This is a genomic window from Salinibacterium sp. UTAS2018 (genome assembly GCF_004118935.1).
Taxonomy (GTDB): domain Bacteria; phylum Actinomycetota; class Actinomycetes; order Actinomycetales; family Microbacteriaceae; genus Rhodoglobus.
The window spans coordinates 1,896,704-1,922,697 of sequence record NZ_CP035375.1 but is presented as its reverse complement, the minus strand read 5'-3'; the positions used below and the strand labels follow the sequence as shown (position 1 = coordinate 1,922,697).

Sequence of the window (25,994 nt, the reverse complement as noted above, 5' to 3'; positions counted from 1 at the left end):
CCGTAGGCGCGGTCGATAGATCGGAGTGGCCATGGATCTCAGTAATCCCATAGCGACGCTATTCCCTTCCCTCGACGGCGATGTGTTGACCGTCCTGGCGCGAACGGTTCGACCGCTGACGGGCCGTCAGGTCGCGGGGCTCGCTCACCGCGGTTCTCAGTCGGGAGTGCGGTTGGCACTTATCCGGCTCGAGGAGCAGGGACTAGTTCTCACCGAAAGCGCGGGCAGGTCGATGCTTTACCGGGCGAACCGCGACCACATGCTGTGGGCTGCCGTGGAGCCGTTACTTCACTCGGCGGAGTCGACAGTTGAGACACTGAAAGAGCGGATCGTCGGCGTCCTGTCGTCGAATCTTGATCGGCAACAGGTGAAGGGTACGACGATCGCGCTCTTCGGATCCGTAGCCCGCAGAACAAGCACGGCATCCAGTGACGTCGACCTCGTCGTTGTCTTCGCTGACTCGGTCGAGGAGACGCGTGGTCAGGCCGTGGTTGACCTCGTCATTGAAAGTGTCTTCCGGTGGACTGGCAATCAGTGCAACGTCTTCGTAGCGCAGCGGGAGCTGCTGCGAGTTATGGTCGGCCAAGAAGACCCCATGATCGAGTCCTGGGTGCGAGACGCCATTACCTTTAGCGGGCCAGAATTGCGTGAACAGCTCACATCGTTGTCGTAGCTCCGTGGGAAAGTGACGCATGACAAGAACCCAGAGCATGGCTGCCACGGACGTTGCCCAACGCGCGGGCGCAGCTCGTGCACACCTTCAGATCGCAGAAGAGAGCTTCCTGTTGGCCACCGTGAGTGCGGGCCCGTCTGCCGACGCGCAGGCATCGGCTGCGAACTCTGTCCTTGCGGCGATAGCTGCCTCCGATGCGATCTGTGGCAAGACTCTTGGAATGCGGCCGGCTGGACAAGACCATAACTCGGCGACACGACTGCTCGGGACCTCATCGCTTCTATGACGTCGATTCATCAGATTCGGTAACGTGCTCTTCTCGTGCGGGCGGCGGAACAACGCAAGGAACTAGAGTTGCACTCATGTCGAAGATAACCATGTTTTTATATCGCGCGGGGGCTGCAGTCGCTGACGTTGCGCAGTCGATTCTGCAAGTATCCGGTGGCGGCAACGGCGACCCGATGCGTCTTGACGACACGGCAGCGCGCCGTAAGAAAGCGGCCGGCAAGAACTCGGGCGCGAAGAAGTCGGGCACCAAGAACTCAGGCGCGAAGAGCAAACGAAAGCGCGGCCGGCCCTAAGGCAGCAGCGGCGCATCCGTCATTCACTGTGTGTGTAGTTTAGGAAACCGCGCTCGATGCTGCCCACAGGTTGATACCGGCATCCTTGGCGTGCTCGTCGATTGCAGCCAACTCAGCATCCTCGAACGAGAGGTTCTGAACCGCAGCAAGGTTCTGTTCGAGTTGCGTCACGCTCGAAGCACCGATGAGGGCCGAGGTCACGCGGTCGTTGCGCAGCGCCCACGAGATGGCGAGCTGCGCGAGTGACTGGCCACGGCCGGAAGCGATGTCGTTGAGTGCCTTCACGCGGCTGAGGGTCTCGTCGTTGAGCATTCCCGATTTGAGCGAGCCGCCTTTAGCGGCGCGCGAATCGGCGGGAATCTCGCCGAGATAGCGGTCAGTGAGCAGTCCCTGAGCGAGCGGGGAGAAGGCGATAACGCCCAGACCGAGTTCCTCAACCGTGTCGAGCAGCGAGTCCTCAATCCAACGGTTGAACATCGAATAGGAGGGCTGGTGGATGACCAAAGGTGTTCCGAGGTCATTCATGATCCGCACGGCTTCACGAGTGAGCTCGGGCGAATAGCTGGAGATGCCGGCGTACAGCGCCCGGCCCGAGGTGACCGCAGTGTGCAGGGCGCCCATCGTCTCCTCGAGAGGAGTATCAGGGTCGGCGCGGTGGGAGTAGAAGATGTCGACGTAGTCGAGCCCCAGGCGGCCCAGCGACTGGTCGAGGCTCGCAAGCATGTACTTGCGCGAGCCCATTTCGCCATAGGGGCCCGGCCACATGTCGTAGCCAGCCTTGCTCGAGATGATCATCTCGTCGCGGTACGGACGGAAGTCTTCACGCAAGATCTGGCCGAAGTTCGACTCCGCCGATCCGGCGGGAGGGCCGTAGTTGTTGGCGAGGTCAAAGTGCGTGACGCCAAGATCGAAAGCGCGGCGCAGAATCGCGCGCTGGTTGGCGAGCGGCTTGTCGTCCCCAAAGTTTTGCCACAACCCCAGCGAGACTGCGGGCAGTTTCAGGCCACTGCGCCCGACGCGGCGGTAGGGCATCGGTTCGTAACGGGCATCATCAGCGACATAAACCATCTGCTCATGCTGCCATAGCAATCTGCACGCCACAGCAATCTGCACGCCAGAGCATTCTCGTTTAATCCTCAGATTTTGCTAGAGTCTGCGCACCGCTCGGGTTACTCTGAGCGAAGAAGCCACCGCAGTTCGCCTACGGTGCTCGCCCTCGATTGTGTGACGTGCTGTGAGAACGGATGCGGTGCCCGCTATGAAGCCTCGAATGTTCACGATCATCCCCGCGGCGCTCGCGGCGGCGCTGGCCCTCCTGGTCTCGACGACAGTATTAGCCACGTCCGGACCGGTTGCTTTCGATGAACAGATGACCGTCGGCCTGTGCACTGATTTTGGTTCCGCCCCCACGGCGTTGGGGACGACGATCGACTACACCGGTAACAAAACCATCGTCATTACGGCTGTTGAGCCGATCAACCCGGTCGGAGTCGAGATTCTGAGCGTGAATGCAATGCCGTACGGCGGCGACCCCGAGAAGTTCGGGCTGGCTCCGTATCCGCCCGCTGATCGGTGGACCGATGCGTGGGAGAACCGGGAAGACGGCATCGGGTTTACTTTCAGCGGAACGGTTGATGCGTCCTTAGTCACTGAGCTGCGTTCTACCGGCGAGCACGCACGCGCGAACCTTGACGGACTCCTCATTCGCTACACCGCGAACGGCGCGAAATTCAGCGCTCGCTCGGGCATTCAACTGACCGGGGGAGAAGGAGGCTGCGGTTAGCTGGCCAAACGTCGTCGCTACTTGTCTTTGCGCGCAGCCTCGGCTCGGCGCAGATCGCGGGCGGCATCCGCCGCTGCCGCTTCTTCGGGAGTGGGCGCGGTGCCACCCAGATGACGCGGGAACCACCACTGGCCGGTTCCCTCGACGGGATACGCCTTCTGCGCGGTTTCGAGCAGACCTTCCATCGTGGTTTTGAGTTTCGCGGTCGCCTCGATGGCGTCATCCGTTGGTGCCACCGTGATCGGGTCGCCCACAACCATGACGACCGGGACATTGGTGCGCTCGCTCAAGGTGATCTTTCGATTCTTGGTGAGAAGACGTTGACCGCCCCAGAGAACGAGGGGAACAAGGGGAACGCCGGCTTCGGCCGCAAGCCGCGCTGCGCCGGTCTTGAAATCGCGAATCGTGTACGACGCACTCACGCCGGCTTCGGGAAAGACTCCAATGAGCTCGCCCGACTTCAGTGCCTTCACGGCGGCAACGTAGGCCGTGGCGCCCGCCTTCATATCGACGGGGATGTGTTTCATGTTGCGCATGAATGAGCCGACGATGGGCTTATCGAACACGTTCTTCTTTGCCATGAAGCGGATGCGACGGCGGTTGTGTAGCCACAACGCCCACTCCACGAGCGCAAATTCCAGATACCCGAAGTGGGTCATGGCGATGACGGCGCCGCCGGAAGCGGGCAAATTCTCTGCACCGATTATGGTTCGGCGCACGCGAAGAGCGCCGAACATGGCGCGCCCCGTAGCGATCGCTGCCGTGTAGATCGGCTCGTTGCGGTACTTCATGGTTCTACTTTATGAGAACTCGATGGGAGTTTGCCGCTCGTGATTGTGACAACGGCTGATCGTGGGGTGGGTCAACGCTGGGGTACAGCCCAGAGCGCTTCACACGGCAAACTCACCGTGACGAGATCGCCGAGGGCGAGCGGATGCCCGGGGGCTGCCTCGGTGTGCACGTCGGCATCCGCGACCCGCACGATCACCTCGCGGCGAGGGCCCCGCTGAACGCTAGACGTGACGATGCCGAGCAGTTCGCGCGGGCCGAACCGCTGGCACGCTGCAGCGTCGGCGTGACGGGTGGCGGGAGCGGCAGCATCCGCCCCGCTCGCGGGTTGACGCAGGGTGGAGGTGACAGCTTCGTGGCGAAAGACGAGTGTCGCGGGCCCGGAGGCAACGTCGCCGTGGAGAGCGACGTCGCCGAGCGCAGAACGATGCACGCCATTCTCAATCGTGCCCGCGAACGCGTTCTTGCCGCCGAGCAGCCGGGCGACTGCGAGAGAAGCGGGCCGGTGAAAAACGTGATCGACGGTGTCGTGCTGCAGTAGTTCGCCGTTGTCGAGCACGACGATGCGCTCCGCCATCGCGCTGGCTTCGTCGCGGTCGTGAGTGACGAACAGAATGGTGGGGTTGAGAGCGGCACGAATCTCGGCGATCATCGCGTGCATGTCGTCTTTGAGGCCAGGGTCGAGAGCGCTGAATGGTTCATCGAGCAGCAGCACAGAGGGCTTCGCGGCCAGCGCTCGCGCTACAGCAACGCGCTGCTGCTGACCGCCCGAGAGCGAATGAGGCGAGCGCCCGCCGAACTCCGTCATGTGGACGAGTTCGAGATGTTCCCGCGCACGTTCACGAGCCTCTCGACGGTTCACGCCCGCCGCTCGATCGGCGAACGCGACGTTGTCGAGTACCGTGAGGTGGGGGAAGAGCAGCGGGTTCTGAAAGACCATCGCGATGCCCCGGTCTTCCGGAAGCAGGGCCGTGACGTCTCGGCCGGCCAAGCGCACTTGGCCGCCGTTGGCATCCTCAAGGCCGGCAATGATCCGCAGGATCGTGCTCTTGCCGGAGCCACTGGGCCCGACGATGGCCGTGCTCGTGCCAGGGAGAATATCGAGATTCACGCCGTGCAGTGCAGCCGGAGAAGTGGCTGAATAGGTTTTCGTCACGCCCGTGAGCGTGATCGCCGATGGTGCCGCCTCCGCAGCGATCGAAGCGGCGACTGGCGGGGTGGGGGTCATGATTGCTTCCCTGGATCGAGGTTGCGGGCGCGCGAGACGAGCGCAAGAAGAATAAGGGGCGGGATCACCGCGGAGAGCGACAACACGGCCACACTCGATTCGTTGCCGATGCCTGCCGCGCTCGACGCGATAATCAGCGGCAAGGTCACGAGCTGCCCGCCACCGATTACCAGTGTGACGAGATAGTCGCTCCAGCCGACCAAGAACGCCAAGAAGGCCGAGCGGGCCAGCGCGGGCGCAATGAGAGGCAGGTGAACCCGCCACAGGGTGAACCGGGAGGTCGCCCCGAGCGTGCGCGCAGCCTCATCGAAGCCGTCGTCGTAGGCGGCATACGCCACCCGCATCGAGAACGTCGTGTACGGAATCGCGACCACCACGAGCACGAGAATTACCCCGAGCTCCGGTGGCACCCACGCCCGCAACAGCACCACGTTGATGCCGAGAACGGCGGCGAACGGGGGAAGCAGCACGGGGGAAAAGAGCAGCACGCTCACGAGTCGACCGAACGGCAGGGTGCGGCGGGAAAGCGCGCGGGCGGCCATTGCTCCGAGAGGAGTGGCAATGGCGGCGACGATGAGCGAGAGCAGCAGGGAGTCACCAAAGGCAGCCACAGCACCGTTCGCGAGGGCGGCGGTGAGGCCATCCGTCCCCAGCGTCATTGGCAACACAGCGGGCGCCGACCACGAGTTCGCGAACGACCACAGCACAAGCGGCAAGAAGGGGAGCGCGAACCAGAGCGCCACGAGCGTGGTCGAGACGAGCCGCGCGGTGCGCATCACTCCGCGAGATTGCGAGAGCGGTCTGCCCGCGTCGCCCGGCATCCGGCGCTCGCGGCGTTCTCGTTGATGGCGTTGCGCGCGATCGACGTCAACGTTGCTGGTGGAGAGCGTCATCGCCACGCTCGCATTCGTCGCAGGCCGAGCATGGCGACGGCAATCACGGCGGCCGTCAGTGCGACCGTGATGACGCCGATGGCTGCTGCCTCCGGTCGAGCGGTGAGGCTCGCGGAGTTGAAGAGGCGCAGCGCCATGACCGAGAGGGGTTCGGGGTAGGTCTGGCCGAGCATCCACGCCACTTCATAGGAGCCAAGCGTGTAGGCGAAAGCGATTGCGGATGCCACCAGCAGTGACGGTGCCGCCAGCGGGAAGAGTACGAGCCTCAATCGCGCCGAGCGGTGCGCGCCGAGAACGGCGGCGGTTTCGTCGTAGGAAGTGATGCGGGTGGCGAGGGTGCCAACGATGATGAGGGCGACGAAAGCTGATTCTTTCCACGCGTATTCGGCGATCACGGCGAACCAGGTGGGGCCGGCGACGAGCGCGGGCCAGGCCTCGGGCGAGACTCCGAAGATACGGGCGAGCACGCCGGAGTCGGAGAGCAGCAGCCCCACTGTTGCCGCCCCAACGAGATGCGGAACGGTGACCGCGGCAGCGCCGAGAGCGCCCACGATGCGACCGCCCACGTTGCCCGAAATGATCAGCACCGCGGTGAAGAAGCCGACAACAGCGGCGATCGCCGTGGAGACCACAGCTATTGAGAGCGACAGCAGTGCGGAGGTGAGCAGCTCGTCGGTGTCGTCGAACGCGGCAGTGCTGAGTTCGGCCGCGCCGACCAGCGGCATGAGGCCGAGGCTCTGCAGCAGCGTCGTGCCCACTCCACCGATCACGACGAACGCGACCGGGATAACGGCGGGTAGCACCAGCAGAGTCGGTCGTAACCAGCGTCGACGGTTTCTGAGGGCACGCGGTGCAGCTCCGCCTGCTTCTGCGGCTGCCGCGGTGCTGGCGGGTGCCCGCGGCTCTGCCGCCGAGACTCCCGTCATTGGCCGGCGGCGATCCGAGTGCGCCACGCTTCGTCGATGGCCGGAACCCACTCGGCCGAGAGCTCGGGGCTCGCGTTGCGCGACAGGATGTCGAAGCTCGGCACTACCGGCGACTGCGGCAGCGCATCGAAGAGCTCGCGATCGGCGGCGGAGAGAGCATCCAGATCAAGAACCGTGAACTGGCCCCACACGGCCGGGTCTGCCTTGGCGACTTGCTGTTCAACCGAGAGCGCTTCGTTGGCGACAACCATGGCGCCGGCGATGTTGCCCGAGTTGCTCGGGATGCCGAAGAAGCTGGCGTTGCCGAGCGTGCCGTCATCCACAGTCAGCACTCGCGTCGTGTCGGGAAGCGTGCCGTTCTCGACCAGCGCGGTGAGAGTGGCAGGGCCGTAGGTCATCATCATGTCGATCTCGCCGTCGGCAAAGAGCTTCGTGAGTTGTTCGGATGTTGCGGGGTAGGTGCTGCCTTCACGCCACAGTGACGGCGCGAGGGCTTCGAGTCGGTCGAGCAGCGCCGGAGTGAGTTCGTCGAACGCTTCATCGCTGTAGGTGGAGGGCACGTTCTCGTAGCCACCGGATTCGCTGTAGAGCACTGACCGCAAGAATGCGGAACCGGTGAAGTCGGGAGCGGCCGGGTAGGTGAAGCGACCGGGGTTGGCTTCGGCCCAGTCGAGAATGCCGTCGATCGTGGTCGGCGGGTTCTCGACCGTGGCTGAGTTGTAGACGAAGGAGAATTGGGCTTTGTGCCAGGGAGCTTCGCAGCCATCGACGGGGGTTCCAAAGTCTTCCGTGAGAAGCGGGTCGCTGTCGGAGACGAGGCTCATGTTCGGCAGCAGTCCTGTCCAGTCACAGAACCACGCATCGGCCTGCTTGCCGGTGCGAAAGTTGTCGCCGTTGATCCAGACGAGGTCGACAGCACCATCGTCGTTGCGGCCAGCCTGCAACTCGGTGAAGACGCGGTTGAGCGCATCCTTCGTGTCCGCGATCGGCACGCGTTCGAGCGTCACACCCTGCGCCGCCGCGGCCGGAGCCAACACGTCATCAACGTAGGCGTTGCCCTGATCGTCGCCGCCCCACATCCACAACTTCACGGTTTGGCCGTCAGCAGCCACCTGAACATCAGACCAGTCGAAGAACTCTGGGCCGCTCGGGGTTGTGGTCGGTGCCGAGCACGCAGTGAGAGCGAGTGCCGTAACGGCGGTGGTCGCGAGAACGGAAAGCGCGCGACGTCGTGGGGTCGTTGCGTTCGGAGGTGTCGTACGGCGAGAAAATGACCAGGTGTGCACGACGGTGCTCCTTAGATAATGAGGGCGTACGAAATTGCTGCCCAGTTGCCCGACGCAGCGCACCCCCACATTAAGTGTGAACAACATCTCCCTTCAGTAAGCCACATCACATACCGAGTTCATAGCTGCGACATAGCATTGGCCGCATGAACAAGAAACGCGCCTCTGCCCTGTGGAAAGCTGGCGCGTTCGTCGTCTTCCTTATCGCGATCGTCGTTGTGGCGTTCACGATTGACGTCCCGTCGGTCGAAGAGATTCAGGCGTGGGCCGAAAGCACCGGGCTGCTCGGCGTGGGAATTTTCATCCTCGCCTACGCGATCCTCACGCTCACACCGGCACCCAAGGCTGTGATCAGTATCGCCGCGGGCCTTGCCTGGGGACTCTGGATCGGCACGCTACTGGTTCTCGTCGGCGCCGTTGCGGGAGCGGCCGCGTCGTTCTGGATCGGTCGGATGCTCGGCCGCGACGCCGTGGAGCAGTACACCGGTGGGCGGGTGCGCGCCGTCGATGACATGCTGCAGAAGCGCGGGTTGCTCTCGATGATCGTCCTGCGCCTCATTCCGCTCGTTCCCTTCACCGTCATCAACTACGCCGCGGGCCTCACCGCCGTGCGCGTGCGCGATTACATGATCGGCACCACCATAGGAATCATCCCCGGCACGATGGCGTTCGTGGCCGTCGGTGCCTACGGCGCCGAGCTCAACGGTGGTTTCTACATTGCCCTCGGCGCGCTCGCCTTGCTGACCATTGGCGGTGGCGTCGTCGCTGGCCGTATTCGCAAGAAGGATGCTGCTGCTGCGGCGGCTGCAGGGGAGACCTCAGCGCTTGCCCCGGATGCCGATACCGCTTCCGCCGACGGCGCCGCTGGCGACGCTGTCGGTGGCGACAGCGCTGCTGCTGGCGACACTGCTAGCGGCGACAGCGCTGGCGACATCACCGCGGAGAAAATCTAACGATGCTGGATGTCCAGCTGCGTCGAGCAGTCAGCAAGCCTCTGAACGCCCTGGCTTCGGCTCTCGACGTGCCCTGGATCACGCCTGACCGGCTCACGGTGGCCGGGCTCGTTATCGGGCTGAGCAGTGCGGCGCTCGCCGCCACCCAGCTCTGGGCTCTGGCGGCGGTCGCATGGCTGCTCTCGCGAGTGCTCGACGGGCTCGACGGAACGCTGGCTCGGCGCCGGCTTGTTGCGGCATCCGCCCCTCGTTCGGCCACCGCGAGCGAAGCGGGCGGCTTTCTCGATATCGTCGCCGACTTTGTGGTTTATGGCGCGACTGTCGTGGGAGTCGCGATCGGTGCCACGACTGCATTCGCTGCGCCGTGGTGGCCGTTCTTGGTCGTCTTGTTTGCCTATTACATCAACGGGGCCGCGTTTCTGGCGTTCTCGTCGATCGCCGAACGCACGGGCCGCACGCTCTCGGATGACGACAACCGTTCACTGTTCTTCCTCGGTCGTATCGCCGAGGGTGGCGAGACGGTGTTCGTTCACACCCTGTGGCTTGTGCTGCCGTTCTTCGCGTGGCAGATCGCGATCGTCTGGAGCATCGTCGTACTGGTCAGCGCCGCCCAGCGCATGATCGTCGGCTACCGCCTGCTGCGCTAGCGCGATCCGCGAACCGCTACCTTCTAGTCGCGCGGCTTGCCCACAATCGCGCGGCGCACCCGCACGAGCAGTTGGATGGCCGACGCCACGATTCCGCTCTTCAACCGGTATTGCACGTCGGCGATCGCAGCGGTCCAGAGCGCATCGCTAAAGGTCGGGTAGGCGTGAGTGGCTCCGGCCAGAGTACTGGTCGAGAGCTTGGCGCTCACGGCAACGGTCAGTTCGCCCAGGCTTTCCCCGGCGCGCGGGCCGACGATGGTTCCGCCGAGAACGCGGCCGCTTGAGCTGACGACGATCTGGGCAAATCCATCTTCTTCGCCCTCAGCGATGGCGCGATCGGTGGCGCTGTGCTCGCCGGTGAAGACGCGGTGCTTGCCGTCGACAGCATCCGAGGCAGTGAGGCCAACGGCGGCGATTTCGGGGGAGGTGAAGGTCACCCGAGGCACGACGGCCTCGTTGAACTTGCGGCGCAGTCCCAAGATGGCGTTGGTGCCGGCAATGCCGCCGCTGACGCCCGCGATGTGGCTGAACTTCGGCAGCCCGGCAACGTCACCGGCCGACCAGATGTGCTTATTTGCGGTGCGCAGCGAGGCATCCACGTCAACGTAGCCCTGTTCGGTGAGGGCAACGCCAGCGGTTTCGGGGGAGAGAGTGCCGAGGTTGGGGGTGCGACCGATCGCGGCGAGCACGCGATCGAAGGGAACACGGCTGCCGTCATCAAGAACAACTTCGCCACTGAGGCCATCGCTCGAGACGACTTCAACGGCACTGCGGCCGTGCAGCACAGTGATGCCGTCGCGGTCGAACGTCGCCTGCAGCACGGCGCTCGCACGCTCTTCTTCAGCGGGCAGAATGCGGGCGCTGCGGTTGACGATGGTGACGTCAGATCCGAGGCGGGCCATCGCTTGGCCGAGTTCGCTGCCGATCGCGCCGCCGCCCAGTACGACAAGGCGCGCGGGGAGTTCGTCGAGTTCCCACATGCTGTCGCTCGTGAGCATTTGGATGCTGTCAGTGCCGGTGAAGGTCGGAACGCGCGGCACGGTGCCGGTCGCGATCACGGCCTGCGCGAACGTGTGCGGAACACCGTCGATCTCGAGAGCATGACGGCCAGTGAATTGAGCAGTGCCGTGGGCGACTTCGATGCCAAATTCGGCGAACGCCTCGGCAGAGTCGTGGGGTTCGATCGTGGCGACGGCGCTCTGCACATGGCCCATCACGCGGGCAAAGTCGACTGTGACATTGTCGGTTGTGACTCCGAATCGCTCAGAGCTGCGCGCGACATGCGCAGCATGGGCGGCCGCGATAAGAGACTTCGACGGAACGCAGCCGGTCCAGAGGCAGTCTCCACCGAGGCGGTGACGTTCCACGAGCAGCACTCGCGCGCCGAAGCGACCCGCAGTTTTAGCGGCGACGATGCCTGCGCTCCCCGAACCGATGACAATGAGGTCCCAGTGGGTGGGCGTGCTGTGCTGCGGGGACATGCGATCTCTTTCCTGAACCAAGGGGGCAATTGCCCTCCTACTTTCTAGCAGCGTGCTGTTCAGCGAACCGTACGCTAGATCACAGTTCCGAGGGATACCCCGGGCGTAGTCTCGGCATATGGCTACCGAAACTTCTGCACAGTCCACTGCCGCTGAGGCTCCTCGCTACGACGGTCTCAAGGCTGTCTTCATCAACTGCACGTTGAAGAAGAGCCCCGAGATGAGCCACACGCAGGGGCTCATGGATAAGAGCATCGACCTCATGCGCAGCGCCGGAGTGCACGTCGACAGCCTGCGATTTGTCGACCACGACATCGCGATCGGCGTCTACCCCGACATGCGCGAGCACGGCTGGGAGAAGGATGCTTGGATGGACGAAGTCTGGCCCCTCATCGAAGCGGCCGACATCCTCGTCATCGGCGGACCGATCTGGCTCGGCGATAACTCGTCAGTGACGCGGATGCTCATCGAGCGTCTCTACGCAATGAGTGGCGAGTTCAACGACAAGGGCCAGTACGTGTTTTACGGCAAGGTCGGCGGCGCACTCTTCACCGGTAACGAGGATGGCGTGAAGCACTCCGCCATGTCGCTGCTGTACAGCCTCCAGCACATTGGCTACGTCATCCCACCCGCAGCGGATGCCGGCTGGCTCGGCGAGATCGGCCCCGGCCCCAGCTACCTAGACGAGGGTTCGGGCGGCCCGGAGAACGACTTCACCAACCGCAACACGACCTTCATGTCGTGGAACCTCATGCATCTGGCGTCGATTCTCAAGAATGCCGGCGGTGTGCCGGCCTATGGTAACTCGCGAAAAGAGTGGAACGATGGCGAACGCTTCGGCTTCGACGCCAACCCCGAGTACCGCTGATCACCAGCCTGATCGTGTAACGATGGTCTCGTGCGGCGCGCAAATCGCGTCAGCACCGCTGGCGAGCGATCGTCCGTGGTCGCCGCAGCGAAGGGACCATGAACCTCTGATGCCGATCGACAACGGTTCCTTTAGTTGCCTGAGCGAGGTTGATCTCTTCTCCGACTTGTCTCCTGACGAGATCGAAGCGATGGATCGCATGGCGCCTTCCCGCTCGTACTCGCTCGGTGAAATGGTGTTCAGCCAGAGTCAGCCGGTGACCGCACTTTTCATTTTGAAGAAGGGCCGCATCCGCATCTTTCGGGTGACCGAAGACGGCAAAGCGCTCACGATGGCGATCCTCGAACCGGGAGCAGTCTTCGGCGAAATGATGATGGTCGGCCAGCGCATGTACGACAACTACGCCGAAGCGATTGATGACGTAGAAATCTGCCTCATGAACACGGCAGATGTGGAGCGCTACCTCATTGCGGATCCGCGCATCGCGATTCGTATTTCGCGCCACCTGGGCGAGCAAGTGGTTCGCCTCGAAGAGCGGCTCACCGATCTCGCGCTGCGGCCGCTGCAGTCGCGGGTGTGCAGCACTCTGCTTCGCCTGGCGGAATCGGCGCGCACTCCGCGCTTCACGCATCCGACCATCCGCCTGAGCCACGACCAGCTCGCCGGGCTGCTTGGCGCCACCCGCGAATCGACAAGCAAAACCATGTCTGAGCTGGCCAGCCGCGGCATCATTCGACAGGGACGCGCTCGCGTTGTCATTCTCGATGCGGATGCTCTGGGTCAGCTAGCTCGCCAGTCCAGCTAGCGGGAGAGTAGTAACTACTCTCGTGCGCAGTAGAGCGATGGGTCTACCGTGCAGGCATGGATGCCTTACAGAGCCCCAAGAAAGGGGTGGCTAGTTCACCCATTCGTCGCTCGGTCGCGATTGCCGGCACCGTTCTGGTGGCGTTGACGCTCGGCGGCTGCACCCCTGCGACTCCTGATGGGGGAGCCCCGCTGCCATCGGAGCCGGCAGCGACGTCCGAGCCGGAGCCGACGTCTGCTCCGGAACCAGAAGCTGAGGCGCTCACCATTCCGGAGTGTGACGCCCTGTACCCGATCGCTGATGCGCGGGCTCTGTGGGGCGACAACACAGAGCTGTATTTTGAGGGAGATGCGACCGATGTTGGTCACTACACCTCAGAGCCGATCGCGGCTATAGACACTCTCGGCGCAAACGCGACGATGGGGCGCACATGCCTCTGGGGCATCCCCAACTCGGGTGCGATCTTCGGGCTCACCGTAGCCGACGTGACGCCAGCAGACGCCGACTTGCTGACAGCCGCCCTGATTGGCGAGGGCTATTTCAGCTTCGAGAGCCGAGGAGCAACATCGCTAATGCTCGAGGCAGAGGGCCCAATAGCGCCCAGCGGACGCACTCACTACCTCATCGATGATCTCTGGGTTTATGCCGGGGGTACGCGGTTTAGCGTCTCGGTCCCCGTGGCAAATGCTGCTCTCGAACAGGTTCGTGCCGCCAACCCGACCCGCGAGTATTAGGACACTGAGAGCGGTGCTCGCGGGAGTCAGAGGTGCTTCCTTCCTGCGGGAGCAATACGGGGTTACTCTTCAGTCATGAACAGTGAACGCGAAGGTTGCTCGGGCAATGCTGCAGCGACTCGGGGACGCATCTCGGCGGTGGCGGCATCCGTCATGATGCTGAGCATCGCCCTCGCTGGCTGCGTGCCGACCGCCACTAAAACAGCGATACCCACGACGAGTGCGCCGTCAGCGACCGCGTCGCCGAGCTCTACGCCGCTGCCCACGCCGGACCCGCTGATCATCCCTGGCTGCGACACGTTGTTGCCGTTGACCGACGCGAAGAGCTTCTTCTCGACGAGCACCGAAAAGCTAGACGAGCAAGACTCTCTGGCGATTACGGGTGAAGAGATCCCCGAGATTGCCGCGGCGAAGTCGGATGCCAGCATCGCGAAGAACTGCATCTGGGGCGTGCCGAATTCCGACGGGGTCTTCTCCGCTTCCCTTGGTGACATTTCTGAAGCCGACATCACAGCGCTGACAGACGCTCTGGTTTCCGCCGGATATCAGGGGGCGACTGACAACAACATCGCCACGCTCGAGTTCACCTCCGAGAACGAAGTCGGAACGACGGCGACCACCCACGTGCTCACCGGGGACCTCTGGATTCTCGTAACCGGGCCCTCAGTTGACCTCACCACCCCGGTCGCGATGGCCATGCTTGATCAGGTGCGCCTCGCCAACCCCACGCGCACCTACTGACCGACGCTCGACTAGACCATTTCGTAGCAACTCTCACATTTTGGCCACAACCCTGTAACTGGCAGACAGGTGGGTCTACCCTTCTGGCATAACGACGGATGCGAGGAGAGCCCCATGAATGAGCAACTACGACCTGTCCACGTTTCGATCGCGGCGGCATCCGCTGCCCTGATCGTGCTGGCGTTGACCGGCTGCGTGCAGTCTGAGACGGATGCCGCGATAGACAGCGCGACGGAACCGTCACTGGCGCCGTCAAGCGAGCCGAGCGAACCCACCGCTGAACCAACTCCCGTTGTGGAGCCGCTCGTGATTCCCGAGTGCTCGACGATGGTGCCCCTCGAGGTCGCTAAGAGCTCCTTCTCTGAATCCACGGTCCTTTTAGCGGAGGAGGATTTTGTGGACGTGAACGAGTGGTCTATGCCCGAAGAGGCTGCTGCGATCTCGAATGCATCGGTCGCGAAGGACTGCTGGTGGGGAGTGCCCCGCGGCGATGGGTTCTTTGGGCTCGCGGTCATCGATATTGACTCCACCCACCGCGCGACGCTAGCTTCCGCCCTGCTCGACGAAGGGGCAGTAGAGACAGTGTTAGGGAGCGTGACTGTATTGAACGTGTTGACTTTGAGTGGGTTGAACGACATCTATGACACTCACTATTTCGTCGACGACGTGTGGATTCACGGCACCGCCAATAATGACCGGCTGTCTACGCAGCTTGCGGATGCTGCCCTCGAGCAGATTCGCGTAGCGAATCCCACGCGCGCCTACTGACGCCGGCCTTCCTCCGCTAACGTCAGTAGCAACCACTCATGCGCTCCCGGGCGCACGATCCGTCTACCCGCAGCGCATGAATAACCGCGGATGGCCGATGTGGGGTGGCAACCAAAGCGACCGTAAATCAAGTTTGCACAGTCAATCTTGATCATGTACGTTTTGTCTAGCCATCCAATGACGGATAAGGCCTAGGAAGGAACCTGGATCCAAGTGAACACAACTCTTGATTCCAAGAAACTGCGAGGCCTCGGCATCGCATCGCTCTTGGTAACAGCACTCACGCTCTCCGCCTGCACAGCACCAGCAGAAGAATCCACGCCCGACGCCGGTGACCTCCTGATCTCTCAGGAAGCCTGCGACCGCAACGCCGCGGTCGGCACTATCACCTATATCTCCGGCTACGGCTACTCGGCCAGCGCCGGCCAACTCGATGTCTTCCTCGCCGAAGAGCTCGGCTACTTCAAGGACCTGTGCCTCGACGTAGAGATCAACGCGTCCGGCGCGAACGGGCAACAGCTCGTCTCGTCAGGCCAGGCCGAATTCACAGCCCTTGGTTCGGCATCCGATGTCATGCTCGCCGCGGCGAACAGCAAGAACCTCACCGCGGTCGCGACCTACGGCAACACCCCGCCGTTCTCGATCTTCGCCAACGAGAAGATTAAGAGCCTCAAGGACCTCGAAGGTGGTTCGCTCGGTTACTTCATCAACCTCACTCCGATTGCCTCCGCCATGCTGGATGCCGCTGACGTCGATGTCAGCAAGGTCGAACTGATCAAGATGACCAACTACGACCCCACCGTGGTTACTCGCGGCCAGGTTGACGCGATCGTCGGCTACGCCTCGAACCAGCCCGAGAACCTTCGCGCTCAGGGCCTACCGTTCAGCGAGTTCTTCCCCTCTGACGTTGGTGTTGAGGGCACGTATAACGTCATGGAGGTTAACTCCGAGTTCCTCGCCGACAACCGTGAAGTCGCCGCTGACTTTATGCGCGCCTCACTCCACGCCCTGCAGTTCTGCCTCGACAGCTCCGACGAATGCATCGACATGATCGCGCAGCTCGCCGAAGACAACGGTCAAGGTTCCGCCTTCCCGCGCGATCAGCTCGAGCGCACCTGGAACGTGGAGTCGCAGTGGGTCAAGGACAGCAACAGTGGGCTCCCCGGAACCCAAACTGCCGCTGACTGGGAGGCCGAGTACAAACTCGTCGAGCAGTTCGGCAACGTCGACACCCTGCCTGCCATCACCGACATGATGGATGAAACGCTTGTCGCCGATCTCTATGCAGACGGCGAACTGATTTGGCCGGGAAACTAACCCGACCACCCCACTCGGATGCCGCACCACCCCACCCGGTGCGGCATCCGGCATCACAATCCAGGGAGTAACTGTGGAAACCGCACAGCCACACGCCGGCGTTCATATTGAGAACGTCTCCAAGAGCTTCGGCCCCGAGGGGGCGCGCACGCTCGTGCTCAACCATGTGAGCCTCTCGATCAAGATGGGCGAGTTCGTTTCCGTGATTGGCCCGAGTGGCTGCGGAAAGTCGACCCTGCTCAAAACTGTTGCCGGCCTCATCGATGCCGATAGCGGCACGGTCATGGTCGACGGGATGACGGTGAAAGCTGCCACGAAGAACAAGATGATTGGTCTTGTTCCTCAGTCTCCGGCGCTGCTCCCGTGGCGCACCGTGCTCGACAATGTGCGCCTGCCGATGACGGTGAATCCGAAAGCGAACGCGAACCGCAACCTGCGTGACCCCCGCGAGATTTTGGAGTCCTTCGGATTGGGCGCCGCGCTCGACAAGTACCCTGGCCAGCTCTCCGGCGGAATGCAGCAGCGCGTCGCTATTGCCCGCGCTTTCGTGTTCGACCCGAGCGTGCTGCTCATGGATGAGCCCTTCTCGGCGCTCGACGAGATGAACCGTGACGCTCAGCGACTTGGCTTGCTCGATTTCTGGCAGTCCAACCGCAAGGCCGTCATGTTTGTGACTCACTCGGTGCCCGAGGCGATCATGCTCTCTGACCGCATTGTGGTGATGGGGGCCCACCCCGGTCACATCGCCGAAATCATCGATGTTCACTTGCCCCGCCCCCGCACGATCGACGTGTACGAGACCGAGGAGTTTCGCCACCTCGAAGGCCACGTACGCGAAACACTGCGCGAAGTGATGGGACAAAAGAGTGCCTAAGTCACGCAAGAACGAGGACAGCATGTCAGCAACCGATACGTCGACTCTCGCGGTTCAGGCCGCGACGAGTGCAACGGGCCGCCGCATCTCGCCGCTCGCTACCGCCAAGTTCAAGCAGAACCTGCGCTGGACCAATTGGGCTCCCGCCGTCATCACTTTCGTGATCGCGGCCGCGCTCTGGCAGATCACGGCGATCGCGAATCCGTACGTGATTCCCACGATCGACCAGGTCTGGATGAGCCTCATCAAAGACGCCGACACGTACTGGGCCAACATGCTCGTGACGGGTCTTGAGGTTGCCGTGGGTGCCAGTTCAGGCATCATCGCCGGGTTCATTCTGGCAATCATCATGGCCGAGTTCCAGGTCATGGAGCGCGCCGTCATGCCGCTCGTCGTGGTCGTGATGGTCACGCCGATTGTGGCAATTGCCCCCGCGCTCGTTGTGGCCTTCGGTTTCGGCATGACCCCGAAGTTCATCGTGACCGCGCTGGTCGTGTTCTTCCCCATGCTCGTCAACTCGCTCGCCGGGCTGCGAGATGTGGATGACCGTGCTCTCGATGTGATGAAGACACTGCATGCCAGCCGCTGGGAGATCTTTCGCGACCTGCGTTTCACCGGTTCGATGCCCTACGTCTTCGCGGGGTTGCGCATTGCGCTTCCGCTCGCAATCGTCGGTGCGGCCGTTGCCGAGTTCGTTGCGGCCGGTCAGCAGGCCGGGCTCGGATCCCTCGTGACCATCGCTGCCGCGCAAGCAAACCTGCCCGTGACCTGGGCCAGCATCGCGCTGCTCTGCCTCATGGGAGTCATCCTGATTTCTCTCCTCGCTCTCGTTCGCAAGCGAGTGCTCTGGTGGAGCGATGGAGCCGCCGTGGGCCGCTAAATTCCCACCTTCGGCACCTTTTCCCGCCACCACTCTGCCCTCTTCCGCCCCAGACTTTCTCCCCACCACGAAAGGTTTCACCATGAAGAAGCTTCGCTTCGGTCTATTCGAAAACCCCCAGGCCAACGACTCGGGAACGTCCACGTGGCGTCACCCCGACAACAAGCGCGACATGTTCGATCGCCTCGACTACTGGCGTGAAATCACGACCATCTGCGAAGAGGCCGGCTTCGACTTCATGTTCTTGGCGGATGCCTGGGGCTGGGCCGACGTCAACGGCGAGCGTCCCGAGATCTGCTCGGTCGAGGGCCTCGACCTGCCGCGCCTCGACCCCGCGATTCTGGCTGCTGCCCTCATCTCGACGACCACGAACCTCGGACTCGTGCTCACGGGATCCACTCTTCTTGAACAGCCCTACGCCTTTGCTCGTCGCATTGCGAGCCTCGACCACCTCTCGGGCGGTCGCATTGGTTGGAACGTTGTGACGACGGGTACCGCCGAGACGGCATCGCAGGCGTTCGGGGTTCCGATGGTGGCGCACGATGAGCGCTACGACATGGCCGATGACTTCATGGAGGTCGTCTACAAGCTGTGGGAGGGCGCCTGGGAGCGTGACGCGCTCGAGCGCGACAAGAATGGTCGCTTCGCCGACCCCGCCAAGGTGCACCGCATCGAGCACGACGGCCCGTACTTTAAGTCGCACGGTTACGGAAACTCCTCGTACTCGCCGCAGGGCACCCCGGTGCTCTTCCAGGCAGGCACGTCTCCGCGCGGTCGCGAGTTCGGCGGCAAGCACGGCGAGGCCGTCTTCCTCGGCGGCGGCGCTGTCGAGAAGGTCGCCGAGCAGGTGGCATCCATTCGTGAAGAAGCCGTCAAGAACGGTCGCGCTGCCGATTCGGTCAAGATCATGTCGGCCTTCACGTGCGTGATCGGCGACACCGAAGACGAAGCCAAGGCCAAGCTGCAAACGGTGCTGGATGCCGAGAGCCCCGACGTTGCTGTCGCCTCCTACGCGTGGTTCACGGGCCTCGATCTCTCGTCCTTCGACCCGGCGACGCCGATGAAGGAGCTGCACACCGAGCTCTCGCAAACCCAGGTCACTCGCTTCGGCGACCAGACCGTGGGCGACGTTCTCAAGCAGTGGGCCGGCAACGGCGTGCGCAGCAAGCCCTTCGTGGGCACCGCGGAGCAGATCGCGGACGAAATGATCGCTCTCGCTGAGGGCGCTGACCTCGACGGCTTCTTGCTGACGCCGATGATTCAGCCCAGCTCGACGGTCGAGTTCATCGAGAAGGTGCTGCCGATTCTGCGCGAACGCGGAGTGGCGGGCGAAGGCTATGACGCCCCGACGCTGCGTGAGCGCCTGCTCGGAACCGACGACTCGATCTTGCGCGATGACCACCCGGGAGCGGCGTACCGCGCCACTGCCGCGGTCGAAGCGACGAGCTAGCTCGTAGTGGCTCGAGCGGGGCGGTCGCCATTTTCACCGGCAAAGACGTAGTCGCCGGCACGGATGCGACCGATCACGTCTCGAGCCCACTGCTGCTCGCCGCGCAGGCGTGCGGTCGCGAGTTCGAAGATCTCGCGCACGTAGGCGGGGGTCGATGCCGAGGCTGCGACATCACCAATGTGGTACGTATTGCTGGCAATGCGGGCGTCGATTTCGGTGACGCGATGTTCGAGCCCGGCGAGCACTTCTTCGCGCTGCAGGGCGTACATGAACGAGGTCAGGACCATGACGGGTTTGGTGTCGAAAACTTCGACGGTCCAGAGGGTGTCGCGCAGCATCCGGAGCAGTTCAACTTCGCCGGCTTCGGTCACGCTGTAGGTGGTGCGCTCGGGGCGGTTACCGGCAGATTCGGTGCCGTTCTCGGCGAGGTAGCCATCGTTCTTGAGCGAGCGAAGGGCGTTGTAGATCGATCCGGGCTGAATGTTGGCCCACTCGTCGATGTGCCAGGTCATGAGTTCGCGGCGGAGAAAGTAGCCGTGAACTGGCTGAAACTGATTCACAGCTCCCAGCACGACCAAGCGAGTTGTAGTCGACATGCCCCCAATCGTAGGGCACGGCTTCCGTTGGCAGGGATGAAAGTCATTTGTTTACATGATCAAAAATGACTAACATGTAGTCACATGTTCAAACTTGACTAGCAGTAGCTGGTTGAACATCACGAATAAAGGAGTCCGCCCATGTCCCACAAGACCACTGCGGAAGAAGTTTCTCCACAGGTTGCTCTTCGTCGAGCACTCTCCCTCTTTCCCACCGGTGTCGTGGCGCTCGCCGCTGTCGTCGATGGTGTGCCCACCGGCATCGCCGTGAACTCGTTCACCTCGGTGTCGCTCGATCCGCCCCTGGTCGCCGTCTGCCCCGCGCGCACCTCCACTACCTGGCCAGTACTCGCTCGGGCAACCCGCATCGGGCTGAGTGTTCTCGGCGCCGATCAAGAGCAGACTGCGCGCAGCCTCGCCTCCCGCACGGGCGATCGCTTCGCGGGCATTGACTGGCGGGCCACCGAGGGCGGGGCTATCCACATGGATGGTGCGGCTCTGTGGCTGGAGTGCGAGATTCGCAACAGCTTCGATGGCGGTGACCACGAGATCGTGACCCTCGAGGTCACCCACTCCGAGGCCTTCCCCGAGGTCACTCCTCTTGTCTTCCACCTCAGCCAGTTCCGCGGGCTGTAGGTCGGCAGAGTGCTCGCTGCGCTCTACTCGACGCCCGCTCGCGGGCTCGCCGCTAGGGTTGGCGTAATGGAGCATCCACCGACGCTGAGTTTTCGCGGCACCGTTGTTCACGGCGACAAGCGTGGCCGCGAGCTCGGCTTTCCGACCGCGAACATTGCGGTCGCTGAGCAGGCTGAGCACCCTGAGCGCGCTGAGCATGCCGGCTCCCACGCGCTTCCGGTCGATGGCGTCTACGCCTGCTGGGTCACTTTTCCGCCCGCCACCGAGCGGCACGGTGCCACGATCAGCATCGGTGACAACCCCACCTTCGACGACGTAACCGAGCGTCGCGTCGAAGCGTTCATCCACGATTTCGATGGCGACCTGTACGGCGCCGAGGTCGAATTCACGGTGCACGCGTGGTTGCGCGGAATGTTCCGTTACGAGAGCCTCGACGCGCTCATTGAGAAGACGGCGGCGGATGTCGCGGCCTCGCGCATCGCTCTGGCTGGTCCCGCCCAGCTCCCGTAACTAGCGCGGCTCCCCAATTTGCTCATCTGAGCATTTCGGGGCCGCTGTTTCGTTAGTCTTAGCGCATGCTTCTCAGCGATCGCGACATCCGGGCCGAACTCTCCACTGGCCGTATCGGCCTCGACCCGCTCGATCTCGACATGGTGCAACCCTCGAGTGTTGACGTGCGGCTCGACCGCTTCTTCCGTCTCTTCGATAACCACAAGTACCCCTTCATCGACCCGGCGGTCGATCAGCCCGACCTCACTCACCTCATGGAGGTGGATGCCGACCAGCCGTTCATCCTTCACCCCGGCGAGTTCGTGCTCGGTTCCACCTTCGAGCTCGTGACTCTGCCCAACGACGTGGCGGCGCGACTCGAGGGCAAGAGCTCGCTGGGGCGCCTCGGTTTGCTCACGCACTCCACGGCCGGCTTCGTTGACCCCGGCTTCTCGGGTCACGTCACTCTCGAGCTCAGCAACGTCGCCACGCTGCCGATCAAGCTCTGGCCCGGCATGAAGATTGGGCAACTCTGCTTCATCAAGACCACCTCGCCGGTGGAATCGCCCTATGGCTCGGGCCAGTATGGCTCGCGTTACCAGGGCCAGCGTGGCCCCACAGCGAGCCGCAGTTTTCAGAACTTTCACCGCACTGACGTGCGCGCGAATGACGCTGGTTCGCTCGGGGGATAGTCGCCGGCCGAAGGGCAAGAATGAACGTTGGATCACGATCTCACGATCAATAGTTGTTTAATTCTCACCCTCGCCTAATGTCATCCTTATGAACACTTTCGGGGTTACAGAATCGCGTGCCGCACGACGTTCGGCACGGGGAATTCTCACTGCAGCATCCGCGGCTCTCATTGCTCTGTCGTTGGCGGGGTGCACGACGCCGGTCGAGGGTGGCAACGCTACGAGCGAGCCGACCACCACTCCTGGTGTCACCACTGCGGCCCCGGCTGCTGAGCCGCTGGTGATTCCCACCTGCGAGCAGATGCTGCCCGAGAGCATCGCGTTGGAATACCTCGGCGCCGACGGTGAACTACTCCCCACCGAGGGCGACGAGGGGCCAGAAGAAGTGCCGTGGGCTCTGTACGCACAGGGCTTCGACCCGCTTCTCGATGCCGTCGCGCAGCGCAACGAGTGCATCTGGGGTTTCTCCGACGATTTTCACTCGTTCTTCACGATCATGGTCGCCGACACCTCGAGCCTCGATATCGCGGCACTCGAGGCTCAGATTGACGTAGCAGGTTACGAAAGCACGCCGAATGGCGACGTAGAAACGTACGTGCTGCAAGAAGAGACGTCAGACGGCTACGACTACCCGACCATCGCTGTAGTCAATGACCTGTGGCTCTTCGCCGAGTTGACCGAGCCCGAAGACAGCCTGCGGGTACTCAACGCCATGCTCGACGAAGTTCGCACGCTCAACCCCACGCGCGGCTACTAGCTCGCGAGCTGCTTGAGCCGGCGAACTGCGTGAGCCGGCTAGGTGCTCTAGTCGGCGAGCTGTTCCAGCTGTTCCAGCTGCTCCAACTGCCAGCCGAGCCACGGGCTAAACGCGAACGGGGTTCCGGCCACGGCGGCGTGCAGCGCTTGGGGGTCAACCCAGTCGAATTCGTCAACTTCGTCGGGGTTCGGGGCTGCGGCATCCGTCGTCACTGCGCGGTAAACAGGGCAGATCTCGTTCTCGACGATGCCGGAGGAGTCGACGGCGCGGTAGCGAAAGTCGGGCAGCACGAGTTGTACGTCGCTGATGGTGATTCCCAGTTCATGCTGAGCGCGGCGGATGATCGCCGCTGCCATGTCTTCGCCGGGGGCCGGATGCCCGCAGAACGAGTTCGTCCAGACGCCAGGCCAGGTGAGTTTGGAGAGCGCGCGACGCGTGACCAGCACTTTGCCCTCGGCGTTGTACACGTGGCACGAGAACGCGAGGTGCAGCGCCGTGTCTGTCGTGTGTACGAGAGCTTTGTCGGCAACGCCAATGTGCTCGCCGGTATCGGAGAGAAGTACAACCTGCTCAGGGATTTCACTCATGATCGCGATAGTCTGCCTAGGTGGAACGAAACGAATTGCCGCACCTGATGTGTCGGCTCTCACCCAGCCTAACCAATGCGATTGAGCCCGCGGGGAGCTGGCGCGCGTGAGTGCTCGTCTCACGCTCTACGACCGGGTCGCCGAAGACGCGGCCAGTATCGTAATCCGCAGCTACTCCACATCATTTTCGGCGGCATCCCGCCTGCTCGGCAAAGACATCCGTCAGCACGTTGAGAACATTTATGCGCTCGTTCGGGTCGCCGACGAGATCGTCGATGGCGGTGCCGAAGAGGCCGGTCTCGACCTGCTTGCTGTCACTCGTCAGCTGAACGAACTTGAGCGCGAGACCGAACTGGCCATGGAGGTGGGTTTCAGTTCGAACCTCATCGTTCATGCTTTCGCGCTCACCGCTCGGGAGGTGTCGTTCGGTGCAGAACTCACCGCCCCCTTCTTTGAGTCGATGCGCATGGATCTCAGCGAGAAAGAGCACGACCAAGAGAGCTTCGACCGCTATGTGTACGGCTCTGCCGAGGTGGTGGGGCTCATGTGCCTGTGTGCTTTCTTGCACGGCCACGAGGTCAGTGATGAACAGCGCGCCAAGTTCGTGCACGGCGCTCGCGCCCTCGGTGCAGCTTTTCAGAAGGTCAACTTTTTGCGTGACCTCGCCGACGACTTTGAAACGCTCGGCCGTAGCTACTTTCCCGGTATCGATGTTGCGACGTTCACCGAGGCCGAGAAGATTCGTCTTCTTGACGACCTCGACGCCGATCTGCGGGATGCCGCCATCGGTGCCGAGCTGCCGGCGAGTAGCCGCAAAGCGGTTGCGCTCGCCCATTCCCTGTTTGCCCAGCTCTCCAAGCGCATCCGGGCTACTCCGGCCAGCCAATTGGTGAAGACCCGGGTGCGTGTTCCAGATGTTGTTAAAGTGCGGTTGGCTGCGGCGGCCGCGATGGGAGTGACCCCTCGACCATGAGTGATGTTGTTGTAATTGGTGGCGGTATTGCCGGTCTGGCGAGTGCAGCACTGCTCGCAAAAGAGGGCCATTCGGTCACTCTGTTAGAGGGTCTTCCCGAGGTGGGCGGCCGCGCTGGTTCGTGGGAGCACGAGGGGTTCCGTTTCGACACGGGCCCGTCGTGGTACTTGATGCCCGAGGTGTTTGACCACTTCTACAAGCTCATGGGCACGAGCGCTGATGAGCAGCTTTCGCTGGTAACCCTTGACCCCGGTTACCGGGTGTATTTCGAGGGCGAGAAAGAGGCGCTCGACATCTCGACCGAGCTCGAAGAGAACCTCGCGTTGTTCGAGAGCATCGAGCCCGGTTCGGGCGCTCGCATGCGCCAGTACTTGGTGTCGGCTCAAGAAACGTACGAGCTCGCCAAGAAGTACTTTCTCTACACGAGCTTTGCCGACCTGCGCACGAGTGCAACGAAAGAGGTGCTCGCTAAGGCGGCCCGCTTCATCCGGTTGCTCATTGAGCCGCTGTCGAAGCTCGTGGCACGCACCGTCAAAGACGATCGCCTGCGCAAGGTTCTCGGTTACCCCGCCGTCTTCCTGGGCTCATCGCCGTATCTCACTCCGAGCATGTACCACCTCATGAGCCACCTCGATCTTTCGGATGGCGTGCTCTACCCCATGGGCGGGTTCACCCGGGTGATCGAAAGCATCGCCGACGTTGCGCGCTCGGCTGGCGTCGACATCCGCACCAGCTCGAAGGTCACTCGCATCGTGACCGTGGCGGGCGTGGCGCGAGGTGTTGAATACACGGATGCCGCGGGCACGAAGCACACGCTGAATGCTGACACCGTTGTTTCCGCCGCCGATCTCCACCACACCGAGACCACGATGTTGGCCCCGAGCGAGCAGACGTACCCGGCCTCGTATTGGGCGAAGAAGATTCCTGGCCCCAGCGCGCTGCTGTTGTACCTGGGCGTCAAGGGTGAACTGCCCGAGCTCGAGCACCACACACTGTTGTTCATGAAGGATTGGCAAGAGGGCTTCGAAGCAATCTTTGGCAAGGAGCCGAGCGTGCCCGAGCCCGCATCGCTCTACATCTGCAAGCCGAGTGGTGTTGACCCGAATGTTGCTCCTGAGGGGCACGAGAACGTGTTCGTGCTGGTACCGATTCCGGCCGACCCGTCGATCGGCCACGGCCACATTGACGGTGACACCGCCGGCGAGAGCGATCCCCGCATCGAGAAGCTTGCCGACAAGGTCATCGCCCAGATCAGCGAGTGGACGGGTGTACCCGACCTCGCCGAACGCATCACCGTGCGCCGCACTCTTGCTCCCGGTGACTTCGCTGACGACCTGAACGCCTGGCGCGGTACCGCCCTGGGCCCGGCTCACACGCTGAAGCAGAGCGCGTTCTTCCGCGCGGGCAACGTGAGCAAGAAGGTCAAGGGTCTGTACTACGTGGGTGGGTCGACGATCCCGGGTATCGGTTTGCCGATGTGCTTGATCAGCGCCGAAGTGCTCGTGAAGCGCCTGCGCGGCGACACCTCTGCCGGGCCACTCGCTGAGCCGCTGACGCCGTCGGTCGTTCGCTCGCCGCAGGGCTAGC

The 25,994-nt window shown here is 62.8% G+C and carries 29 protein-coding genes; 20 read left to right on the top strand and 9 right to left on the bottom strand.

Annotation, left to right across the window (positions count from 1 at the left end; translation table 11 throughout):
- Positions 1–31: 31 nt before the first annotated feature.
- Positions 32–673, top strand: coding sequence for a nucleotidyltransferase domain-containing protein (locus ESZ53_RS09105; protein WP_129072537.1), 642 nt, complete (start codon positions 32–34; stop codon positions 671–673).
- Positions 674–1,035: 362 nt separating this feature from the next.
- Positions 1,036–1,254 carry a hypothetical protein gene (locus ESZ53_RS09100; protein WP_129072536.1) on the top strand — a complete coding sequence of 73 codons (219 nt, stop codon included), beginning with the start codon at positions 1,036–1,038 and terminating at the stop codon, positions 1,252–1,254.
- Positions 1,255–1,293: 39 nt separating this feature from the next.
- Here ESZ53_RS09100 and mgrA read toward each other — a convergent pair whose 3' ends face one another.
- Positions 1,294–2,322 (bottom strand): L-glyceraldehyde 3-phosphate reductase, encoded by a 1,029-nt coding sequence (mgrA, locus tag ESZ53_RS09095; protein WP_129072535.1) that lies wholly within the window; start codon positions 2,320–2,322, stop codon positions 1,294–1,296.
- Between the two features lie 190 nt (positions 2,323–2,512).
- Here mgrA and ESZ53_RS09090 point away from each other — a divergent pair, with 190 nt between their 5' ends.
- Positions 2,513–3,037, top strand: a complete 525-nt coding sequence (locus ESZ53_RS09090; RefSeq protein ID WP_129072534.1) for a hypothetical protein — start codon at positions 2,513–2,515, stop codon at positions 3,035–3,037.
- A gap of 17 nt (positions 3,038–3,054) precedes the next feature.
- Here ESZ53_RS09090 and ESZ53_RS09085 read toward each other — a convergent pair whose 3' ends face one another.
- The 5 genes from ESZ53_RS09085 to ESZ53_RS09065 all read right to left on the bottom strand — a co-directional run bounded on the left by ESZ53_RS09085 (position 3,055) and on the right by ESZ53_RS09065 (position 8,159).
- The gene (locus ESZ53_RS09085; protein WP_129072533.1) at positions 3,055–3,828 is read right to left on the bottom strand and encodes a 1-acyl-sn-glycerol-3-phosphate acyltransferase; all 774 of its coding nucleotides are present in this window, start codon (positions 3,826–3,828) and stop codon (positions 3,055–3,057) included.
- Between the two features lie 71 nt (positions 3,829–3,899).
- Complete coding sequence (locus ESZ53_RS09080; RefSeq protein WP_129072532.1) at positions 3,900–5,054, bottom strand: ABC transporter ATP-binding protein; 1,155 nt, start codon at positions 5,052–5,054, stop codon at positions 3,900–3,902.
- Positions 5,051–5,947 (bottom strand): ABC transporter permease, encoded by an 897-nt coding sequence (locus tag ESZ53_RS09075; protein WP_246837434.1) that lies wholly within the window; start codon positions 5,945–5,947, stop codon positions 5,051–5,053. The genes ESZ53_RS09080 and ESZ53_RS09075 overlap by 4 nt, the downstream gene beginning before the upstream one ends.
- Entirely contained in the window at positions 5,944–6,873 is a 930-nt protein-coding gene (locus ESZ53_RS09070) for an ABC transporter permease (RefSeq protein WP_246837274.1), read from the bottom strand. The genes ESZ53_RS09075 and ESZ53_RS09070 overlap by 4 nt, the downstream gene beginning before the upstream one ends.
- Positions 6,870–8,159, bottom strand: coding sequence for an ABC transporter substrate-binding protein (locus ESZ53_RS09065; protein WP_129072530.1), 1,290 nt, complete (start codon positions 8,157–8,159; stop codon positions 6,870–6,872). Before ESZ53_RS09065 ends, ESZ53_RS09070 begins: the two co-directional genes overlap by 4 nt.
- 146 nt (positions 8,160–8,305) lie before the next feature.
- Here ESZ53_RS09065 and ESZ53_RS09060 point away from each other — a divergent pair, with 146 nt between their 5' ends.
- Together ESZ53_RS09060 and ESZ53_RS09055 are read left to right on the top strand one after the other, a co-directional pair.
- A complete protein-coding gene (locus tag ESZ53_RS09060) occupies positions 8,306–9,112 on the top strand; it encodes a TVP38/TMEM64 family protein (protein WP_129072529.1) in 807 nt (268 codons plus the stop codon).
- Between the two features lie 2 nt (positions 9,113–9,114).
- A complete protein-coding gene (locus ESZ53_RS09055; RefSeq protein WP_129072528.1) occupies positions 9,115–9,759 on the top strand; it encodes a CDP-alcohol phosphatidyltransferase family protein in 645 nt (214 codons plus the stop codon).
- Positions 9,760–9,782: 23 nt separating this feature from the next.
- On the opposite strand, the gene ESZ53_RS09050 is transcribed toward ESZ53_RS09055, so the two are convergent.
- Positions 9,783–11,240, bottom strand: a complete 1,458-nt coding sequence (locus ESZ53_RS09050; RefSeq protein ID WP_129072527.1) for an NAD(P)/FAD-dependent oxidoreductase — start codon at positions 11,238–11,240, stop codon at positions 9,783–9,785.
- A gap of 118 nt (positions 11,241–11,358) precedes the next feature.
- On the opposite strand from ESZ53_RS09050, the gene ESZ53_RS09045 reads away from it, so the two are divergent.
- From ESZ53_RS09045 to ESZ53_RS09005, 9 genes are all read left to right on the top strand, one after another.
- Positions 11,359–12,108 (top strand): flavodoxin family protein, encoded by a 750-nt coding sequence (locus ESZ53_RS09045; protein ID WP_129072526.1) that lies wholly within the window; start codon positions 11,359–11,361, stop codon positions 12,106–12,108.
- Positions 12,065–12,913: a Crp/Fnr family transcriptional regulator gene (locus ESZ53_RS09040; protein ID WP_231595118.1), complete on the top strand. Its 849-nt coding sequence runs from the start codon at positions 12,065–12,067 to the stop codon at positions 12,911–12,913. Before ESZ53_RS09045 ends, ESZ53_RS09040 begins: the two co-directional genes overlap by 44 nt.
- A 56-nt stretch (positions 12,914–12,969) precedes the next feature.
- Positions 12,970–13,647: a hypothetical protein gene (locus ESZ53_RS09035; protein ID WP_129072525.1), complete on the top strand. Its 678-nt coding sequence runs from the start codon at positions 12,970–12,972 to the stop codon at positions 13,645–13,647.
- A 75-nt stretch (positions 13,648–13,722) separates the two neighbouring features.
- Positions 13,723–14,388 (top strand): hypothetical protein, encoded by a 666-nt coding sequence (locus ESZ53_RS09030; protein ID WP_129072524.1) that lies wholly within the window; start codon positions 13,723–13,725, stop codon positions 14,386–14,388.
- A gap of 114 nt (positions 14,389–14,502) precedes the next feature.
- On the top strand, positions 14,503–15,156 hold the full coding sequence (locus ESZ53_RS09025) for a hypothetical protein (protein WP_129072523.1): 654 nt from the start codon (positions 14,503–14,505) through the stop codon (positions 15,154–15,156).
- A gap of 213 nt (positions 15,157–15,369) precedes the next feature.
- The gene (locus ESZ53_RS09020; protein ID WP_129072522.1) at positions 15,370–16,473 is read left to right on the top strand and encodes an ABC transporter substrate-binding protein; all 1,104 of its coding nucleotides are present in this window, start codon (positions 15,370–15,372) and stop codon (positions 16,471–16,473) included.
- Between the two features lie 73 nt (positions 16,474–16,546).
- Complete coding sequence (locus ESZ53_RS09015; RefSeq protein ID WP_129072521.1) at positions 16,547–17,347, top strand: ABC transporter ATP-binding protein; 801 nt, start codon at positions 16,547–16,549, stop codon at positions 17,345–17,347.
- A 22-nt stretch (positions 17,348–17,369) separates the two neighbouring features.
- A complete protein-coding gene (locus tag ESZ53_RS09010) occupies positions 17,370–18,227 on the top strand; it encodes an ABC transporter permease (protein ID WP_129072520.1) in 858 nt (285 codons plus the stop codon).
- An 82-nt stretch (positions 18,228–18,309) separates the two neighbouring features.
- The gene (locus ESZ53_RS09005; RefSeq protein ID WP_129072519.1) at positions 18,310–19,677 is read left to right on the top strand and encodes an NtaA/DmoA family FMN-dependent monooxygenase; all 1,368 of its coding nucleotides are present in this window, start codon (positions 18,310–18,312) and stop codon (positions 19,675–19,677) included.
- Here the strand turns inward: ESZ53_RS09005 and ESZ53_RS09000 are convergent.
- Entirely contained in the window at positions 19,674–20,273 is a 600-nt protein-coding gene (locus tag ESZ53_RS09000) for a PadR family transcriptional regulator (RefSeq protein ID WP_129072518.1), read from the bottom strand. The two genes, ESZ53_RS09005 and ESZ53_RS09000, sit on opposite strands and share 4 nt — an antisense overlap.
- Positions 20,274–20,414: 141 nt before the next feature.
- On the opposite strand from ESZ53_RS09000, the gene ESZ53_RS08995 reads away from it, so the two are divergent.
- The 4 genes from ESZ53_RS08995 (at position 20,415) to ESZ53_RS08980 (ending at position 22,847) form a co-directional block, all read left to right on the top strand.
- Positions 20,415–20,909, top strand: a complete 495-nt coding sequence (locus ESZ53_RS08995) for a flavin reductase family protein (RefSeq protein WP_129072517.1) — start codon at positions 20,415–20,417, stop codon at positions 20,907–20,909.
- Between the two features lie 66 nt (positions 20,910–20,975).
- Complete coding sequence (locus ESZ53_RS08990; protein ID WP_129072516.1) at positions 20,976–21,419, top strand: riboflavin kinase; 444 nt, start codon at positions 20,976–20,978, stop codon at positions 21,417–21,419.
- 65 nt (positions 21,420–21,484) lie between these two features.
- Positions 21,485–22,090: a dCTP deaminase gene (gene dcd / locus ESZ53_RS08985; RefSeq protein ID WP_129072515.1), complete on the top strand. Its 606-nt coding sequence runs from the start codon at positions 21,485–21,487 to the stop codon at positions 22,088–22,090.
- A gap of 88 nt (positions 22,091–22,178) precedes the next feature.
- Positions 22,179–22,847 (top strand): hypothetical protein, encoded by a 669-nt coding sequence (locus tag ESZ53_RS08980; protein WP_129072514.1) that lies wholly within the window; start codon positions 22,179–22,181, stop codon positions 22,845–22,847.
- 47 nt (positions 22,848–22,894) lie between these two features.
- Here ESZ53_RS08980 and idi read toward each other — a convergent pair whose 3' ends face one another.
- Entirely contained in the window at positions 22,895–23,434 is a 540-nt protein-coding gene (gene idi / locus ESZ53_RS08975) for an isopentenyl-diphosphate Delta-isomerase (RefSeq protein WP_129072513.1), read from the bottom strand.
- 106 nt (positions 23,435–23,540) lie between these two features.
- Between idi and ESZ53_RS08970 the strand changes: the two genes are divergently transcribed.
- On the top strand, positions 23,541–24,407 hold the full coding sequence (locus ESZ53_RS08970) for a squalene/phytoene synthase family protein (protein WP_129072512.1): 867 nt from the start codon (positions 23,541–23,543) through the stop codon (positions 24,405–24,407).
- Positions 24,404–25,993, top strand: coding sequence for a phytoene desaturase family protein (crtI, locus tag ESZ53_RS08965; RefSeq protein WP_129072511.1), 1,590 nt, complete (start codon positions 24,404–24,406; stop codon positions 25,991–25,993). The genes ESZ53_RS08970 and crtI overlap by 4 nt, the downstream gene beginning before the upstream one ends.
- Position 25,994 lies beyond the last annotated feature (1 nt).

Coding starts and splice junctions, on each gene's coding strand:
- ESZ53_RS09075 (WP_246837434.1), bottom strand. CDS start 5,947: ATGACGCTCTCCACCAGCAACGTTGACGTCGATCGCGCGCAACGCCAT.
- ESZ53_RS09090 (WP_129072534.1), top strand. CDS start 2,513: ATGAAGCCTCGAATGTTCACGATCATCCCCGCGGCGCTCGCGGCGGCG.
- ESZ53_RS09070 (WP_246837274.1), bottom strand. CDS start 6,873: ATGACGGGAGTCTCGGCGGCAGAGCCGCGGGCACCCGCCAGCACCGCG.
- ESZ53_RS09005 (WP_129072519.1), top strand. CDS start 18,310: ATGAAGAAGCTTCGCTTCGGTCTATTCGAAAACCCCCAGGCCAACGAC.
- ESZ53_RS09080 (WP_129072532.1), bottom strand. CDS start 5,054: ATGACCCCCACCCCGCCAGTCGCCGCTTCGATCGCTGCGGAGGCGGCA.
- ESZ53_RS09030 (WP_129072524.1), top strand. CDS start 13,723: ATGAACAGTGAACGCGAAGGTTGCTCGGGCAATGCTGCAGCGACTCGG.
- ESZ53_RS09000 (WP_129072518.1), bottom strand. CDS start 20,273: ATGTCGACTACAACTCGCTTGGTCGTGCTGGGAGCTGTGAATCAGTTT.
- ESZ53_RS08980 (WP_129072514.1), top strand. CDS start 22,179: ATGAACACTTTCGGGGTTACAGAATCGCGTGCCGCACGACGTTCGGCA.
- ESZ53_RS09060 (WP_129072529.1), top strand. CDS start 8,306: ATGAACAAGAAACGCGCCTCTGCCCTGTGGAAAGCTGGCGCGTTCGTC.
- ESZ53_RS09055 (WP_129072528.1), top strand. CDS start 9,115: ATGCTGGATGTCCAGCTGCGTCGAGCAGTCAGCAAGCCTCTGAACGCC.
- crtI (WP_129072511.1), top strand. CDS start 24,404: ATGAGTGATGTTGTTGTAATTGGTGGCGGTATTGCCGGTCTGGCGAGT.
- mgrA (WP_129072535.1), bottom strand. CDS start 2,322: ATGGTTTATGTCGCTGATGATGCCCGTTACGAACCGATGCCCTACCGC.
- ESZ53_RS08995 (WP_129072517.1), top strand. CDS start 20,415: ATGTCCCACAAGACCACTGCGGAAGAAGTTTCTCCACAGGTTGCTCTT.
- ESZ53_RS08990 (WP_129072516.1), top strand. CDS start 20,976: ATGGAGCATCCACCGACGCTGAGTTTTCGCGGCACCGTTGTTCACGGC.
- ESZ53_RS09010 (WP_129072520.1), top strand. CDS start 17,370: ATGTCAGCAACCGATACGTCGACTCTCGCGGTTCAGGCCGCGACGAGT.
- ESZ53_RS09085 (WP_129072533.1), bottom strand. CDS start 3,828: ATGAAGTACCGCAACGAGCCGATCTACACGGCAGCGATCGCTACGGGG.
- ESZ53_RS09050 (WP_129072527.1), bottom strand. CDS start 11,240: ATGTCCCCGCAGCACAGCACGCCCACCCACTGGGACCTCATTGTCATC.
- idi (WP_129072513.1), bottom strand. CDS start 23,434: ATGAGTGAAATCCCTGAGCAGGTTGTACTTCTCTCCGATACCGGCGAG.
- ESZ53_RS09035 (WP_129072525.1), top strand. CDS start 12,970: ATGGATGCCTTACAGAGCCCCAAGAAAGGGGTGGCTAGTTCACCCATT.
- ESZ53_RS09105 (WP_129072537.1), top strand. CDS start 32: ATGGATCTCAGTAATCCCATAGCGACGCTATTCCCTTCCCTCGACGGC.
- dcd (WP_129072515.1), top strand. CDS start 21,485: ATGCTTCTCAGCGATCGCGACATCCGGGCCGAACTCTCCACTGGCCGT.
- ESZ53_RS09045 (WP_129072526.1), top strand. CDS start 11,359: ATGGCTACCGAAACTTCTGCACAGTCCACTGCCGCTGAGGCTCCTCGC.
- ESZ53_RS09025 (WP_129072523.1), top strand. CDS start 14,503: ATGAATGAGCAACTACGACCTGTCCACGTTTCGATCGCGGCGGCATCC.
- ESZ53_RS09040 (WP_231595118.1), top strand. CDS start 12,065: ATGGCGAACGCTTCGGCTTCGACGCCAACCCCGAGTACCGCTGATCAC.
- ESZ53_RS09100 (WP_129072536.1), top strand. CDS start 1,036: ATGTCGAAGATAACCATGTTTTTATATCGCGCGGGGGCTGCAGTCGCT.